The sequence below is a fragment of the Flavobacterium lotistagni genome (assembly GCF_011392125.1).
GTDB classification, from domain to species: Bacteria; Bacteroidota; Bacteroidia; order Flavobacteriales; family Flavobacteriaceae; genus Flavobacterium; species Flavobacterium lotistagni.
Genome location: NZ_JAAJBU010000009.1, coordinates 77,678 through 94,183, shown reverse-complemented (window position 1 = coordinate 94,183; position 16,506 = coordinate 77,678). Strand labels below are relative to the sequence as shown.

Sequence of the window (16,506 nt, the reverse complement as noted above, 5' to 3'; positions counted from 1 at the left end):
GTACGAAGCCTTTAAACCAATTCCTTGAAGTACTGCAATAAAATCTTGTCGTTGTCTAAGGTTGGGGTAAAAATCTCCAAAATGGCTGGTTTCATATCCTGACTGTAAAGCGACTCCATTCCCGATTTCAAACTGCTTTCGTCGCTGGCAATATGGTATTCAAAGCCGTACATTTGAGCCAAATGCGCTGCTGTTAGACAATGTGAGGTTTCGAAAAAAGTGTTGAACAGCTTATTTTCCTGATGCCCGGGCAGAATCCTGAAAATACCGCCACCGCCGTTGTTGATAATGATTATCTTAAAATTTTTCGGGATGTATTGGTTCCAAAGCGCATTGCTATCGTATAAAAATCCAATGTCGCCCGTAATTAATGTTGTGGGTTTCGAACTTGCTACGGCCGCACCGATAGCGGTTGATGTACTGCCGTCAATGCCGCTGGTACCACGATTGCAAAATACCGAAATACTGGAGTCGATGTCGAACAATAACGCATAGCGAATCGCTGCACTATTGCTGATTTGCAGTTGGGAATTTTTAGGCAATGAAGGCAAAATCAAATCGAAAACCTTTAAATCGGAAAAAGGAATCTTCGACAAATATTGCTGGTGCTTGAGTTCTCTCGCCTTTTTGATACGTTGAATTTTCTCGGCATAATCGCTTTTCACAATTTTAGTAAACGGCAATATCTGATGAAAAAAATCATTCGGATGCACTTCAAAATGATGGGCCAAAGCACCAAAAGTATTGTAAGCCCTGAGCGGATCAATATGCCAATGGTGTTCCGGTCGGTAAGTTCTAAGCAACGTTTTGATGCGTTTAGAAACAATCATACCGCCAAAAGTAATCAGGATTTCAGGTTGGAAAGCCAAAAAATCTTTCTCTTTAAAAGGTGTAATAAGTGTATCGATATGATTAACAAAAGTCGGATGGTGTAAGTTCGAAGTCGATTCGGTCATGACTACTACCGACGGATCGGCAGCCACGATGTTGATAATCTTCTGCTCAATATCATTCGGCGGATTGACGCCTACTAAAATCAATTTCTTTTTGGCTGAGTTCCAGATGTTGGTGCAAGCGATAATGTCTTCAATGGAAATACTTCTAAAAACCTTTAAAAAAGCAGAAATCGTCGGGTCGACCGAAGGTTTTTTGACCATCTGATACAACGGTTCCTCAAACGGAGCGTTGATGTGTGTCGGGCCTTTTCTGGTATGTGCCACTGTGATTGCTTCGTTGATTTTAAAGTCGTTTTCGGCTGAAGCTACTTCGGTCAAATTGGCATTATACAACGAGTGATTCAGCAACACATTCATCTGGCGAATGGTTTGTCCATCACCAATATCAATCTTATTCAAAGGACGATCGGCAGAAATCACCACGAGCGGAATCTGACTATAAAAAGCTTCTGCCACCGCAGGATAATAATTCAGCACGGCCGAACCCGAAGTACAAACGAGTGCCACCGGTTTATTGGTTTGTTGGGCAATTCCCAAGGCGAAAAATCCGGCACAACGTTCGTCGGCAATACTATAACAAGTAAACTTCGGATGACTCGCAAAACCCAATGTTAGCGGTGCGTTGCGTGAGCCAGGAGAAATCACAATTTGCGTGACGCCTTTGGCCAAACAAATCTGGATGATGCTCTGCGCTAAAGGAATTTTCGGATAATTCATTTGGTTGGAAGTGAAAGGCAAATTTACGACTTGGCCGCTAATTTAGCACTTCTTTAAGAGCTAATTTCTAAAAAAACCGAATATATTTGCCCGTAACAAACCGCTGCCGTAGCTTAAAATTTGTTTCGGATGAAAATAAAATTCGCTATTTTCTTGACGTTGTTCGCCATGAATTTCTCGGCCCGACTCAGCGCTCAACCGTATCTGGAATTAGACGAAAGCGGTTATCAATCGGTCTTGCAACGGTCTAAAAAAGAGCACAAACCCATTTTTTATATGCTATATGCGACTTGGTGTACGCATTGCAACAAAATGAAGAAAGAGGTTTTTACCGATACGCTGGTGATTCATTTCATGAACAAGAACTTTGTCGTTGCCGGCCAAGATATCGAAAAAGGAGAAGGCGAAATGTTCAAAAAGAAATATGGTGTGAAATTCTTCCCGACTTTTGTTTTCATTGATCAAGACGGTAACGAACTTTATAACATCAGCGGCGAATACAAATCAGAGCATTTTATTGCCGAAGCCAAAAACGCGCTGACCAAAGAAAAGCAGCTTCCATATCTCGAAAAAGAATTTCTGTCCGACGTAAGCAATCCCGACAAATGCCTCGCTTATCTTTCCGCACTCAACAAAGGCCGTGACCGCAGCCTGCTCTCACCTATTGCACACAAATACTTGGCAACGCAAACTGAAGCACAACTCGTATCGAGCATCAACTGGAAGATTATTGCCAACGGCGTAACCGATATCCAATCGCGAGAATTTCAGTATGTCATGGCACATCAAAAGGAATTTGAAGCTGTTGCATCGGCCAAACGCATCCAGCGCAAAATGGAAAACATCGTTACCGAAATGCTAACACCAGCCTTTGAAATGCGCGACACCATCACTTACGAGAAAAAAAGGCGAATCGCGCAAAAAATTAATACGGTCAAAAACGATTCTTTACTTTTCGATTTCGATATGAAGATGGCAGAGAAAACTAAAAACTGGAAGAAATACAAAGCGGTAACTTTGGCTTCAACCGATAAATTCCTGAGTAAAAATGCGCGCGCGTTAGAAGATATTGCCAGCAATTATTTGAAATACGTGGCCGACACCGAAAGTTTGAAATACGCCATTGATTGGGCTTTACAATCGGCCAAACTCAACGAAACTTACGACTCACAAATCCTTCTTTCGAAGTTGTACCAAAAAATCCAAAACAAGTCTGAAGCCATCGCATGGGCAACCAAGGCCAAAAACAGAAATGCCGCGATGGGCTGGAAAACCAAGGAAGCAGATGAAATTTTATTGGCGCTCGGCCAAAAATAAATCGAGATGAAAGCCCAACTTAGAAAAGCCAAAGCCGCTGATATACCTGAAATTCTGTCGATTGTTAACCACGCGATTCGCAATAGCACCGCTAATTACTTATACGACGACATTACCTTAGAAGAACAACTAAAGTGGTTCGAAGAAAAACAATCCAAAAATTTTCCGATTGTTGTAGCAATTTTGGACCAAAAAGTAGTTGGTTTTGGTACTTACGGTACCTTTCGCGAAAAAATCGGCTATCAGTTCACGGTGGAACATTCGGTTTATGTAGCAGAAAATTGTATCGGAAAAGGCATCGGCAGTTTGTTGCTCACCGAGCTTATCGCTTTGGCCAAATCAGAAGGTTATCACGTTATGATTGGTGGAATAGACGCAGCCAACCACGAGAGCATTGCCTTTCATAAAAAATTCGGCTTTACTGAAAACGGAATTTTAAAAGAAGTCGGTTTCAAGTTCGGCAAATGGCTTGACTTGCAGTTGATGCAACTGATTTTGAAATAGGTTTATTTTTCAATCCAACTCGTGATTGAACTGTCATTGGGCAATACTTGCGGGGAAATGACTTGATCTAGTTCGCCATTTTCATTGATTAAATACTTCTGAAAATTCCATTCTACTTCAGAATCCTGTACTCCGTTTTTCGCCTTTTGCGTCAGGAATTGATACAGCGGATGCATGTCGTTTCCTTTGACCGAAATTTTAGCCATCATAGGAAAAGTTACGCCGTAGTTGCGTTCGCAGAAAGTACTGATTTCGGCATTCGTACCCGGTTCTTGCTGTCCGAAATTGTTTGCCGGAAAACCAACGATTACCAAATTGCGGTCTTTGTACTTTTTATATAAAGCTTCGAGTTCTTTATATTGTGGCGTCAATCCGCATTTTGATGCTGTGTTGACTACTAAAATCTTTTTGCCTTTCAAACTGCTAAAGTCAAATGTATCGCCGGAAAGCGTCTCGACTTTGAATTGATAAATGTTTTGCTTTTCCATAGTTTTTGTTGTGTTACTATTGTTGTTGGTTGGATCAACTTTCTTCGATTGGCCTTGACAACTCAGTAGCAAGGAACCAAACAAGACTAAAAATAAATTTCTCATGACAAATCTTTTAAAGTTAGTTATAAAACCTATTGACAGAACCGACAATTGTAACGACTATTTCTTCCAATGCCTGCGGTAACTGAAATACGAAGCCAAGCCTAACAACACCACGCATCCAACGGAATAATAAACAAAAGCCGGCGTCACTACTTTATCGCCGCTAGCGTAGGAATGCATTCCGGTTAGGTAAAAATTCACTCCGAAATAAGTCATTAAAATAGAATAGAAAGCAACAATACTCATCAAATTGAAAATCCATTTGCCGCGCAAACTCGGTACAAATCGGGCGTGAATGACGAACGCGTAAATCATAATACTAATCAGCGCCCAAGTTTCTTTCGGATCCCAACCCCAATAACGGCCCCAGCTTTCGTTGGCCCATTGCCCGCCCAAGAAGTTCCCGATGGTGAGCATCACTAAACCAATTGTTAAAGCCATTTCGTTGATGTAAGTGATTTCCTTGATGTTCAAATCCATTTTGGTTTTGTTTTTCTCATTGGTGAACAACATCAGAATCAAAGATACTACGCCAAGCACCATTGCTAGCGTAAACGGACCGTAACTCGCAACGATAACCGCCACGTGAATCATCAGCCAATAGGAATTCAAAACCGGTTGTAGGTTCGCAATCGACGGATCCATCCAGTTCCAGTGCGCGATCATCAGAATCATCGAGGCCACAAAAGTACCAGAAGCCACAGTCAACTTCGATTTGATATCGAAAGCCAGCGTAAAGAACATCGTTGCCCAAGCCACATAAATCATACTTTCGTATGCATCACTCCACGGCGCATGACCCGAAATATACCAACGCGCGGCAAGTCCGGCCGTATGCAACAAAAACAAAAGCCCAATTAGAATGTGAAAACCGTTGATTACCCAGCGTATGAATTTTTTCTCAAAAAAGATATTGACGATAGTAAAAATCAGCATCAACACGCCAGTAAGCATATATAAGTAATAGAGCTTCTTGAAAATATCGTACTTGTTATAAGTGATTTCCGAATCGATTTTGTCGTCGCTCGGACGCACAGTCTTTCCGAACTTCTTCTGGTAATTCTCTATGCTTTGCAAATAAAAATCGGCGTTGACATAATTCTTGCCGAGAGCAGCACTATCTAAAACACTCATGTAGAGCGGTAAAATATTTTTGGTAAAAGTCGAATCGATGCCGTGAATGTTGGCCTGATCCAATTCGAGATAAGAAATCCATTTGTTGTTCGGATCGTTCGGAACGGGAAATATTCTTAAAATACTTCCTGTCAATGCTGAATTCAACAAATTGACTTTGCGGTCGGTTTCGATAAAGTCTTTTTGAAATTGGTCCGGATTGGCAGCTTTGTAGGCTTCATCCAAATAAGGCGAAAGTTTGTAGTTACCGCGATTGTCGAAGAATTTAATAAAAGGGGCATATTTTTCTTTCGGATCTAAACCGATGATTTTGCGAATACTGTCGTTTCCGTTCTTGATGTAAATCAACGGCACTTCGAACCAAATGCGCGGAAATTGTACCATCGACAAAAACACCTGATCCGAGTTCATGCCTTTGTAGGTATCGCTCTTGCTGACCTTACGCAACAATTCAGACGAAAACGTATTGACCGGTTTCATTCGTCCGCCTTCATCCTGCACTACCAAACGGCCAAATTTGCCTGCGTGCGCTTCAGTAATTTTATGGCTAAAGATTAACGAGTCGATTTGCTGGATGCTTGGTGCATGACGAGCGTGATCTTGAGAAAAAGCGGACACACCCAACAGCAACAGCAATACCGTTAAAAATTGGGATTTCTTTGTTTTCACATCTTCGAGTTTGCGCTTCAAATCGGCGAAACGCGAATGTTTGGTAAACAGAATCGCCATGAGTGAAAAGAATAGCAAAAAGTAACCTAGATAAGTAATATTGGTTCCCCAGAAATCGTGGTTCACCGACAGTACTGTGCCTCTTTCATCCGGATCGAACGAAGATTGAAAAAACCGATAACCTTCAAAATCCAGGATGTGATTCATGTAGATTCGGGCGTCGGTTTGCTTGTTCTTATCTAAAACCGTGACTTGGCTTTCGAAGGCCGAATAACTTTTATCAGTACCCGGATATTTAGACGCGATAAAATCATTGAGCCTAATTTGGAACGGCAATTCGTATACTTTGCTGCCGAAACTCAAGGTGAAATCAAGTTTGCCGATGGTAAATATTTGTGGTTCGCCAGACTTACCTTTCGAACCTAAAAGCGTAATTTCTTTCTCCTGGCCTTGCGATTTGACTGTAACAATCAAAGCATCGTCGTGTTTTTTGGCTTTGAAATCATTATTGGATTTGTAGGCTTTAAAACCTTTAATTGGCGCTTCTGGAAAAACGAATTGTTGTCCGCCCACATTATACAATGAGCGCAACATTAACGGTTGGGCAGTATCTTTAGCTACTTTGCCTTGCATTTTATCAGCCATGCGCATGAATTGTCCTTCGAAGGGCGATTGAATGGTATATTGATCACCGCTCGTGGTAATATTAATCGCGCCTTTCACAAATTTATTCAGGCTAAAAAGCAGGTTGTGGATGTTCGCAATTTGGCCTTCCACCAGAAAATGCTCGTGTCTTTGTCCGCCACCGGATTCGACCATTTTCAAGTGAACCCTTCCTTTCTCATTGGGCTGAATGGTTTCGGTTGCGCCCATGAGATAATTTTTGTAACTGATTTCAAACGGTATGTCGGCAAAATCTTTTCGAAGACTGAAATGGTTGTCGGTAACCGGTGAAAGTAAAAGCGGGTTTTCAAAAATGCGGCGTTTGGTTGCGCCTTTGTATTCACCATCAACAAAAACAGATAAATAAGTACGGTCTGAATAAAATTTGTTCTCGGTAGCGCCTTCGCGAATGGGCATCATGCCTTCGTAACTGATATAACGAGTAATGGCCGCGCCGATAATGATAAAAATGAAAGACAAATGCAGCAGCAAAGTGGCCCATTTTTCTTTTTTGTAAAGCTGGTATTTTTTAATATTCCCGAAAAAATTAATCAGAAAAAAAACGTGAATGGCTTCAAACCATTTGGTGTTGTATATCAGTATTCTCGCAGTATCAGTGTTGTACTCGCTTTCGATAAAAGTTCCGGTAGCCATCGCCACAGCATAAGACAGAAACAAAACGGCCATCAATCGGGTCGAGAACAAAAAGGAAAGTATTTTTTTTTCCATCAGTGGGAATTTGCATTTAAAAAAAGTCAGGCCAAAAGTAGGCAAAAATGTTGGTTTTTACTTTCGATAGACTGTAGATTTTAAGTGATTTTTATGAATTATGGAAGCCGATGACAAACCTCAAAGTTTATTACCAAATTGCTTTTGATTGCTGGGTTTTTTGAATAATTTTGCGGCATGATTAGAGTGAGCATCATTGGTTCGGGAAATGTCGCACAACACTTGGTTTCGGCGTTCACAAAATCCGCTGATATTGAGTTGGTTCAGGTGCTGGTTCGCCGTAAAGCATCATTGTCTTGCGAACTGGCTGACAATCAAATCATCTCTGATTATCACCAACTACAAGCCGTTGACCTTTTCATTATTGCTGTAACCGATCAAGCGATTGCAGAAGTTGCTGCGCAAATTCCTTTACAAGAACAACTTGTAGCACATACATCGGGAAGCGTGGCCATGAATCTACTGGCTGACAAACATCGCAAAGCCGTGTTCTATCCGCTGCAGACTTTCACAAAAGGAAAACCTGTTGATTTTAAAAGTGTTCCTATCGGCGTAGAAACCCAGCGCCAAAAAGATGCTGCGATAGTCAAGAAAGTGGCTGGCGCCATATCTAATCAGGTATTCGAAATCAATTCGGAGCAGCGAAAAGCACTGCATGTAGCGGCAGTTTTTGTTTGCAATTTTACCAACCATCTGTATCAAATTGGTGCAGATATTTGCGAGCAACATCAATTACCGTTCGATATTTTAAAACCGTTAATTGAAGAAACCGCAGCCAAGATTAAAGTACTTACACCTTCGCAAGCGCAAACTGGGCCGGCCAAACGCAACGACCAGCAAACCATCGACAGCCATTTAGAAATCCTCGACGGATCGCAAAAGGCTATTTATTCCTTACTGACCAAATCCATTCAAACGCATGAATAAAAATTATAAAGAAATCCTGAACCAAATCACGACTTTCATCCTTGATGTAGATGGTGTACTTACCGATAGTTCGGTTCATGTTACTCCAACAGGAGAAATGTTGCGCATTATGAACATCCGCGACGGTTTTGCCATTAAAGCCGCGCTCGAAAGTGGTTATCATGTTTGCATTATTTCGGGTGGCAATAACGAAGGCGTGCGCATCAGGCTCAGGAATTTGGGCGTGACCGACATTCATTTGGCTTCACCCGACAAAGTAGAAACCTTCAAGGAATATATTGAACTCTATCACATTCAACCTGAACAAGTTTTGTATATGGGCGATGACATTCCGGATTATCACGTGATGCAATTGGTTGGTTTGCCGGTTTGTCCACAAGATGCGAGTCCGGAAATCAAAGCGATTTCTAAATATGTTTCGCACAAAAATGGTGGCCGAGGCGCAGTTCGCGAAGTGATTGAGCAAGTCATGAAAGTACAAGGGAAATGGCATTTGTACTACAACGGGAAACACGATTAGTAACTTTCATTAATATTTTTAGATTTTGATAATTTCCTTTTTTAAACTGATTCGCTACCAGAATTTATTAATGCTGGCTTTGATGCAACTCATTTTCCGCTACGGATTTCTGAAATGGCAAAATGTGCCTTTGTCATTGGCCGATTGGCAATATATTTTGTTGGTGTTTTCGACAGTGCTCATTGCAGCAGGTGGTTATGTAATTAACGACATTTTTGACCAACAGACTGATGCCGAGAACAAGCCGCAACGCGTAATGATCGGGCAATCGATTTCAGAAGCTACCGCGTATAACATTTATGTGGCGCTCAATATTGTTGGAGTAGGTATTGGTTTTTATTTGTCGAATGTAATTATGAAGCCTGGTTTTGCAACGATTTTCATTTTGATTGCAGCCCTACTTTATTTGTATGCGACAAGTCTGAAACAAACCTTACTCGTCGGAAACGTAATTGTTGCCATGCTGCTTTCGTTCAGTGTGATTATCATCGGGATTTTTGATTTATACCCAGCCACATACGAAGGCAATCAGAAGGAAATGGCGGTGCTGTTTTCGATCTTGCTCGATTATGCGATTTTTGCTTTCATCGTTAATTTCATTCGCGAAATTGTAAAAGATTTACAAGATGTTAATGGCGATTACAACCAAGGCATGAGCACACTTCCAATAGTTTTAGGTGTGGCCAGAACTTCAAAAGTCGTATTTGCATTGAGTTTCATTCCGATTGCCATTTTGCTTTACTATACTAATGAGTATTTCGCTGTGAGTAAATTATACCTTACAATGGGCTACACTTTGCTCTTTGTAGTTGGCCCTCTACTCTATTTCACTATTAAGTTATGGACGGCGAAAAACACTAAAGATTTTGGACATTTGAGCAATGTTTTGAAATTGGTTTTACTATTTGGAATATTGTCTATAGCAATAGTGGCTTACAATATAAAACACCATGCTTAAAGAAAAACTTAAAAACCATAAACTGATTTTGGCTTCGGGTTCGCCACGCAGGCAGCAGTTTCTGAAAGACCTCAATGTCGATTTTGAAATCAGGCTTAAGGAAGTCGAAGAAATTTACCCGCCCGAACTCAAAGCAGAAGCAATTACCAATTATTTGGCGGTTTTAAAAAGTACTGCTTTCGAGGGCGAATTGGCTGAAAATGAAATTTTGATTACTAGCGACACTATCGTCTGGCACGAGAATCAAGCGCTCGGGAAACCAAAAGACTTTGAAGACGCGTTTCGAATGCTTCGGTCGTTATCGGGAAAAACCCATACGGTAATTACTTCTGTTTGCTTCAAAACATTGGCGCACACTGAAGTCATTTCAGAGCAAACCCAAGTGATTATGCACCATTTATCAGATGATGAAATAAAATACTATCTCAATCAATACCATCCTTACGACAAAGCTGGAAGTTACGGTATCCAAGAATGGATTGGATATATCGGCGTGTCGAAAATCGAAGGATCGTACCCAAACGTAATGGGATTGCCAATAGACAAAGTGTACCAAAAACTACTGCAATTTTAATTTCCAACATAACAAAGCAGTCCAATATTACCGGTATTGACAAACCTAAATAATTGTAATATTTAAACTACTTTTAAACTAAAAAAATGCATTTTATCGATGTTTTTTAACCTTTAATCTATTTTTTAAAAACATTTTTTTACATTTACACCATCAATGAGTTATGAAAAACGAGATATTGAAACGCGCATTTAATTGGCAGATTCAAAATTCGAGTATCATGAAAACGAAACTATCGATTATCATATTAGTGTTGGGGTTGGGCTTTTCGGGTTTTGCGCAAAAATCAAAATACGAGAACAAATCCACGCCACTAATAGACCCGGTAACGAAATGCCATGTGCGGTACTATTATTTTCCGAACCTTGAGGCTTATTTCGACACTTATAAAAGTATTTACTATTTTAAAGAAGATGGCCAGTGGGTAACTGCTGAAGAAATTCCGGAAGGTTACAGAGGTTACTCTTTTTACAACAATATAAACGTATTCATTACAGATTATGATGATGATTATCCTTGTCAGTTTATTGAGGTACACAAGAAAAAATACCCCTACATTAGTAATGAACGGATTAAAAAAATGGTCCTTTCCAAGAATTAATAATTGAGTTAATTCTTAGAAGAACCATTTATATTTTGTTATGGTAAAAGGTTACAAAGCCTTATTTTATAAGAATCTTTCCACTTTTCAATAAATTTCCGCTGCTGTCGAGCAACTGCCCAAAATAAAAGCCGCTGCTGAGCTTGTCTTTGTATATGATGTTTTGGTAACCAGCCATATGTTGAACCTCACGAACCAACTGCCCTTGCGAGTTAAAAAGCTTGAAGGTAGCATTCTCCAACGATACTGAAGCGATGATCGTTAGTTCATTCTCCACCGGATTTGGTGCAAAGAGAATTTCTGTAGTTTCAATCACGTCAAACTCATCGTTTCCCAACCGCAAAGTTTCGCAATCGTCAGCTCCATAAATATGCTGTCCGTCTTGGAAACTGCAAACTAAATTAACACTTCTTCCGCCACTTGAAGATAAAGCGTTGTACATATTAATAGTAGGTTTAAAAGGATGCGCTGGGCTGCCCACGCCTTCAATCCAAACTTGTGTCAGGTTAATATTGTAGTTTTCATCGTAACGAGTAAGGGTAATTCTCTTGCGGGAAAGTCCGTTGAATTCGACGTAATCTACAGACACATTAAAATCTTCAAAGACATCGCCCGGCAATAAGCTAAAATCATACAGCACCACTTCAGTATTATTGACCAAAGAATAAACTTTTCTCGCATCTTCATCTTCTCTCAAGTAAATAAACGAACCATTGCCAGAAGCAGACGAGCTATTGACAAACTTTTTGTACGTATGATCGCCGACCAAAACATCTTCACCGGCTGGTATAGTCCAGGTTTGAGGCAATCGGCAACAAGAAACATAGTCGCGTAAAATCCACGAAGAATTGTTAAGCATCGGATGATACTCTTGGGCCGCAATAGATTGGGAAAATAGGAAAAGCCCAAAGGCGGCAAAAAATAATTTTGTTTTCATAGGTTAAGCATTTTAAAAATCTAGATTTGGGATCTTTGATATTCAGATACAATATTATACACATCTGAATCACCCACCGTTTTTCTTCTGCAACTAACCCATAAAAACGTTAAAGCGCATTTTTTAAGAAATATGCTGCCGTTTATCGACATAAAAAAACCGCTTCATTTAGAAACGGTTCTTGTTATTTACTGCTTTGGGCTATTCGAGCACAAAACTCACACTTACATTGACCACCAATTCAATTTCTCCGGTAGCTAAAGTTTCTCTCGGTGCGCCACCACCGCCATCAGCCATAGCCATGGTTTTCATTTCATACATGGGCCTTGGCGGATAATTGATTTGGGAATTGTCAGAAATTGTGAGCGCCTTCCCTACTTTTTGGTTCAACACCGAAACAAAATCTTCAGCTTTGGCTTTCGCATCTTTAATGGCGAGCTTTCGGGCATCGGACTGCAACTGGTCTATTTTAGACGATTTAAATTCCACGTTGTCAATTCGGTTGATGCCTAAATCTACTAATCCGTCCATCAATGCATCGTATTTGTTAAGGTCTTTGAGCAATACAATTACGGTTTGGGTAGCGATATAACTGGTTTTCTTTTTCTCATAATCGTAATTAGGATACATCGAAACGCGCTGGGTTTGGAAATCCTCCTTAGCGATGTTCATTTTCTTGATGTATTTGAGTACTGCGTCGATCTTGGTGTCGTTTTCCTTTTTAACATCGATAGCTTTTGCTCCTTTAGTTTCAACCGAAATTGAAATTGACGCTTGGTCCGGTGCTACTTTTATTTTGCCCTCACCTGACACATTTACGGTAGGGATTTGCTTGATTTCTTGGGCTTGCATCAGGCCACTAAACGCGGCGAATAGAATTAAAGCTGATTTTCTCATGATTATTAGGTTTTAAAATTTTGTGGCTCGGTTACCAAAACACATGCCACTATAATTTTCCAGTTTTTGCTAAAATAAATAAAATCACAATCGGAATGGCCAGCAAAACGACCATAAAAGTATTATCGGTAATCATGCTAGGTTCTTTGAGAATAGTAATCAGGTAACCGCCAATAGCTCCGCCAAAATGAGCCGTATGTCCGATGTTGTCGTTCTTGGCTTTCATTCCGTAAATCGAATACAACAAATAACCAATACCAAAAAGGTAAGCGGGAATCGGGATTGGGATGAAAAACAAATACAAACTCATATCAGGCTGCAGCAAAATCGCCGAATACAAAACACCTGTTACTGCACCAGAAGCCCCAACGGCTCTGTAACTGTATTCATCTTTGTGAAAAATCAGCGTAAGCAAACTGCCAAAAACCAAACTGCCGAAATAAATTACCAAAAAAGACAGATTGTTTAAACAACCCATCACCACCGGCGCAAACATATATAAGGTAAACATATTGAAAAACAAATGCCCGATATCAACATGCAAGAAAGCTGAAGTAATCATTCGAAGGTGTTCGCCTGCGCGGATACTTCCTATGTGAAACTCATATTTTCTGAAAAAAAACTCATCGCCAAAACCCTTAAAACTCACTAGTAGGTTGACAACAATAATCAAGAGAAGCACATAACTCATAAACCGTAGATTTTCGGCAAAAATAGAAATAGTTTTGCTAGCATATGTTAAAGCACACTTTTAAAATACCGTTTAAAATGTATCTTTGCCCAAATTTGAGCGGATGCAATTTTTAATTTACATTCTGATTTATCCTATACTTTGGTCGGTGTCAATGTTGCCTTTCCGGCTGCTTTATTTCTTCTCTGACTGTATTTACGCAGTGGTTTATTACCTGATTGGCTACCGCAAAAAAACCGTTCGCGAAAATCTGGCGATTGCCTTGCCGCATTTGTCTGAAAAAGAACGCTTGGCCATCGAAAAGAAGTTTTTCCACCATATGTGCGACTTGTTTCTCGAAATGGCCAAAACGATGACGATTTCACAGAAAGAAATAGAGCGCCGTTACACTTTTAGCAATTTGGAAGTATATAAAGAACTCGAAAAGAAAGACAAAAGCATTGCTTTGATGTGTGCGCATTACGCCAGTTACGAATGGGCCGTCTCGATGAATTTTCACACAGACTTCAAGAGTTATGGTATCTACAAACGCATTCGAAATAAGTATTTTGACAAATTGGTAATCGACATCCGTTCGCGATTTAAAGCCTATTTGATTACCACCAAAGAAACGATTCCGACCATCAGCCATAACTACCGGAACAAAGTGCTCAGCATCTACGGTTTCGCTTCAGACCAATCACCGAAACTCAACTCTGCGTTTCATTGGGCAAAATTTATGGGCGTTGAAGTTCCGGTACATACGGGCGCCGAAATGCTGGCCAAAAAATACGACATGAATGTGATTTTCATGCGAACGCGAAAGGTTAAACGTGGATTTTATGAAGCCAGTTTTGAGGTTTTGTCTCTCGACGCCAAATCGGTTCCTAATTATGAAATCACCGACCAATTCCTGAAATTAGTAGAACAACAAATTTACGAAGCGCCTGAATATTACCTCTGGACACACAAACGTTGGAAACACCGCAGAAGTTAATTCAACAAAAAAAGTGCTCCACCGCTGAAACACTTTTTCTACTGTTTATTTTCGATTTTTATAATTCACTAAACCAACGCGCTACCATTTCTTTTTCTCTGGGTTGCGCATTATGGTGAACAAATTCGTTCGAGTTTTTATTGTATTGGTATTCCTTGCCCCAAACTTCATGATTTGCCGCGAGTGCTTTAATGCTTTCACAAACGAAGCGAATTTCTTCATTGGTTGTTGTCGGATGGATTGACATTCTAATCCAACCCGGTTTTTCAATGAGTTCGCCCGAATCAATCTGACAAGTCAGTTGGTGCGATTTCTCGACATCGACATTCAAAAGATAATGCCCATAAGTTCCGGCACAACTACAACCACCGCGGGTTTGGATGCCAAAACGGTCGTTGAGTATTTTTACGCCCAAATTAAAATGCAACTCATCGATATAGAATGAAATCACGCCCAAACGGTCGTGGTGTTGCCCAGCTAAAATCTTAATGTTCGAGATACTGCCGAGTTCCGAAAAGATATAATCCACGAGTTCGTGTTCTCTTTTAAGGATGTTCTCCACACCCATTTCCTCCTTGAGTTGGATGGCGAGTGCTGTTTTAATCGCTTGCAGAAAACCCGGAGTTCCACCGTCTTCACGATCTTCGATGTTGTCGACGAATTTGTGTTCGCCCCAAGGATTCGTCCAAGAAACCGTACCACCGCCCGGATTGTCAGGAACCATATTGCGGTACAACTTTTTATTGAACACCAAAACACCCGTAGTGCCCGGACCGCCCAAGAATTTATGCGGAGAAAAGAAAATCGCATCGAGGTAAGATTCAGGATCTGCCGGATGCATGTCAATCTTCACATAAGGCCCTGAACAAGCGAAATCTACAAAACACAAACCGTTGTGGTCATGCATAATTTTCGCCACTTCATGATAAGGCGTTTTGATTCCGGTAACATTCGAGCAAGAAGTGATAGACGCAATCTTAATGGGGCGATGTTCGTATTGCTGGACCAAATTTTTAAAAGTCTCCAGATTGAACAACCCTTTTTCACAAGCAGGAATCACAACTACGTCGGCAATGGTTTCCAACCATGAAGTCTGATTTGAATGGTGCTCCATGTGCGAGATAAACACAATCGGTTTGTCTTTTTCAGGAACGTTGGTGTGAGGTTTGAGGTTTTCCGGCACTTTCAATCCCAAAATCCGCTGAAACTTATTGACCACTCCGGTCATTCCGGTACCGTCGGTAATCAAGATATCGTCTGCACTGGCGTTCACATGGTGCTTAATAATATGCCTAGCATGGTGATAAGCCAAGGTCATTACCGTTCCGGTCGCGGTAGTCTCTGTATGTGTATTGGCTACAAACGAGCCGAATTGGTTCATCATTTTCTCCTCAATCGGGCGGTACAAACGACCACTGGCAGTCCAGTCGGTATAAACAATTTTCTTGCTTCCGAAAGGCGAAACGAATTCTTGGTCGATTCCGATGATATTCTGGCGGAATTGCTTGAAATACTGTTCTAATTCAGTCGGCAAAGTCACTGTTGCGTTGGCATTCATAGCTTGAATATTAAGCGCCAAAGATACATTTTTTTAGTTTTTTTCACCGGCGAAAACGTTTGAATTTTACCGATGAAAAAACTAATCTCAAAAAACTTTTGTTAAAATGTCAACTAGCCGACAATACTGAGCGTAAAGCCAAGATAAATTTGATAAAAAATCAGTCTCATGAAAAAAATCATTTTAATCACAACGGCTTGGCTAACCGTTAGCGCTTGTCAGGAAGAAGGCGAACTCACTCACGACAAAGTGATTGCACCTATTGAAGCGAGCTCGGTATTGGTTTACACCGGAGATTTTTCACCGACTTCAGGAATCAATGTTAGCGGTCAAGCGAAAATTTACCTCGAAGGCACAAAATACCGCGTACAACTCGAAGGCTTTAGTGTTTCCAGCGGCCCAGATTTAAAAGTTTATCTTTCAAAGTCTGCTTCTCCTAGCGAATTCGTCAATCTCGGTAACTTGACTTCGGCAACAATCTACGATATTCCGCAAAGCGTCAACCCGATGGACTACTCCCACATACTAATCCATTGCCAACAGTACAATCACTTATTTGCAATTGCGCCACTAACCTCGAACTAA

At 40.6% G+C, this 16,506-nt stretch carries 16 protein-coding genes; 9 read left to right on the top strand and 7 right to left on the bottom strand.

What is annotated here, in order from left to right; all coding sequences use genetic code 11:
- Positions 1–11 precede the first annotated feature (11 nt).
- On the bottom strand, positions 12–1,673 hold the full coding sequence (gene menD / locus G4D82_RS10875) for a 2-succinyl-5-enolpyruvyl-6-hydroxy-3-cyclohexene-1-carboxylic-acid synthase (protein ID WP_166337313.1): 1,662 nt from the start codon (positions 1,671–1,673) through the stop codon (positions 12–14).
- A 129-nt stretch (positions 1,674–1,802) separates the two neighbouring features.
- Here menD and G4D82_RS10870 point away from each other — a divergent pair, with 129 nt between their 5' ends.
- Both G4D82_RS10870 and G4D82_RS10865 read left to right on the top strand, forming a co-directional pair.
- Positions 1,803–2,990, top strand: coding sequence for a thioredoxin family protein (locus G4D82_RS10870; protein WP_166337312.1), 1,188 nt, complete (start codon positions 1,803–1,805; stop codon positions 2,988–2,990).
- 6 nt (positions 2,991–2,996) lie between these two features.
- Positions 2,997–3,494 carry a GNAT family N-acetyltransferase gene (locus tag G4D82_RS10865; RefSeq protein ID WP_166337311.1) on the top strand — a complete coding sequence of 166 codons (498 nt, stop codon included), beginning with the start codon at positions 2,997–2,999 and terminating at the stop codon, positions 3,492–3,494.
- Between the two features lie 2 nt (positions 3,495–3,496).
- On the opposite strand, the gene G4D82_RS10860 is transcribed toward G4D82_RS10865, so the two are convergent.
- Both G4D82_RS10860 and ccsA read right to left on the bottom strand, forming a co-directional pair.
- Positions 3,497–4,087 (bottom strand): glutathione peroxidase, encoded by a 591-nt coding sequence (locus G4D82_RS10860; protein ID WP_166337310.1) that lies wholly within the window; start codon positions 4,085–4,087, stop codon positions 3,497–3,499.
- Positions 4,088–4,144: 57 nt separating this feature from the next.
- Positions 4,145–7,282 carry a cytochrome c biogenesis protein CcsA gene (gene ccsA, locus G4D82_RS10855; protein WP_166337309.1) on the bottom strand — a complete coding sequence of 1,046 codons (3,138 nt, stop codon included), beginning with the start codon at positions 7,280–7,282 and terminating at the stop codon, positions 4,145–4,147.
- 177 nt (positions 7,283–7,459) lie between these two features.
- Here ccsA and G4D82_RS10850 point away from each other — a divergent pair, with 177 nt between their 5' ends.
- The 5 genes from G4D82_RS10850 (at position 7,460) to G4D82_RS10830 (ending at position 10,862) form a co-directional block, all read left to right on the top strand.
- Complete coding sequence (locus G4D82_RS10850) at positions 7,460–8,209, top strand: Rossmann-like and DUF2520 domain-containing protein (protein ID WP_166337308.1); 750 nt, start codon at positions 7,460–7,462, stop codon at positions 8,207–8,209.
- Positions 8,202–8,729, top strand: a complete 528-nt coding sequence (locus G4D82_RS10845) for a KdsC family phosphatase (protein ID WP_166337307.1) — start codon at positions 8,202–8,204, stop codon at positions 8,727–8,729. The genes G4D82_RS10850 and G4D82_RS10845 overlap by 8 nt, the downstream gene beginning before the upstream one ends.
- A 31-nt stretch (positions 8,730–8,760) precedes the next feature.
- On the top strand, positions 8,761–9,687 hold the full coding sequence (locus tag G4D82_RS10840; RefSeq protein WP_166337366.1) for a geranylgeranylglycerol-phosphate geranylgeranyltransferase: 927 nt from the start codon (positions 8,761–8,763) through the stop codon (positions 9,685–9,687).
- Complete coding sequence (locus G4D82_RS10835; protein WP_166337306.1) at positions 9,680–10,261, top strand: Maf-like protein; 582 nt, start codon at positions 9,680–9,682, stop codon at positions 10,259–10,261. The genes G4D82_RS10840 and G4D82_RS10835 overlap by 8 nt, the downstream gene beginning before the upstream one ends.
- 220 nt (positions 10,262–10,481) lie before the next feature.
- On the top strand, positions 10,482–10,862 hold the full coding sequence (locus G4D82_RS10830) for a hypothetical protein (RefSeq protein WP_166337305.1): 381 nt from the start codon (positions 10,482–10,484) through the stop codon (positions 10,860–10,862).
- 61 nt (positions 10,863–10,923) lie between these two features.
- Here the strand turns inward: G4D82_RS10830 and G4D82_RS10825 are convergent, their stop codons facing one another.
- The 3 genes from G4D82_RS10825 to G4D82_RS10815 all read right to left on the bottom strand — a co-directional run bounded on the left by G4D82_RS10825 (position 10,924) and on the right by G4D82_RS10815 (position 13,387).
- Positions 10,924–11,799 (bottom strand): T9SS type A sorting domain-containing protein, encoded by an 876-nt coding sequence (locus G4D82_RS10825; RefSeq protein ID WP_166337304.1) that lies wholly within the window; start codon positions 11,797–11,799, stop codon positions 10,924–10,926.
- Between the two features lie 201 nt (positions 11,800–12,000).
- Positions 12,001–12,696, bottom strand: a complete 696-nt coding sequence (locus tag G4D82_RS10820) for an SIMPL domain-containing protein (protein ID WP_166337303.1) — start codon at positions 12,694–12,696, stop codon at positions 12,001–12,003.
- Positions 12,697–12,745: 49 nt separating this feature from the next.
- Positions 12,746–13,387, bottom strand: coding sequence for a rhomboid family intramembrane serine protease (locus G4D82_RS10815; protein ID WP_166337302.1), 642 nt, complete (start codon positions 13,385–13,387; stop codon positions 12,746–12,748).
- Between the two features lie 103 nt (positions 13,388–13,490).
- Here G4D82_RS10815 and G4D82_RS10810 point away from each other — a divergent pair, with 103 nt between their 5' ends.
- Entirely contained in the window at positions 13,491–14,363 is an 873-nt protein-coding gene (locus G4D82_RS10810) for a lysophospholipid acyltransferase family protein (protein WP_166337301.1), read from the top strand.
- 58 nt (positions 14,364–14,421) lie between these two features.
- Here the strand turns inward: G4D82_RS10810 and G4D82_RS10805 are convergent, their stop codons facing one another.
- The gene (locus G4D82_RS10805) at positions 14,422–15,921 is read right to left on the bottom strand and encodes an aminotransferase class V-fold PLP-dependent enzyme (protein WP_166337300.1); all 1,500 of its coding nucleotides are present in this window, start codon (positions 15,919–15,921) and stop codon (positions 14,422–14,424) included.
- Positions 15,922–16,089: 168 nt separating this feature from the next.
- Here G4D82_RS10805 and G4D82_RS10800 point away from each other — a divergent pair, with 168 nt between their 5' ends.
- Positions 16,090–16,506: a DM13 domain-containing protein gene (locus tag G4D82_RS10800; protein ID WP_166337299.1), complete on the top strand. Its 417-nt coding sequence runs from the start codon at positions 16,090–16,092 to the stop codon at positions 16,504–16,506.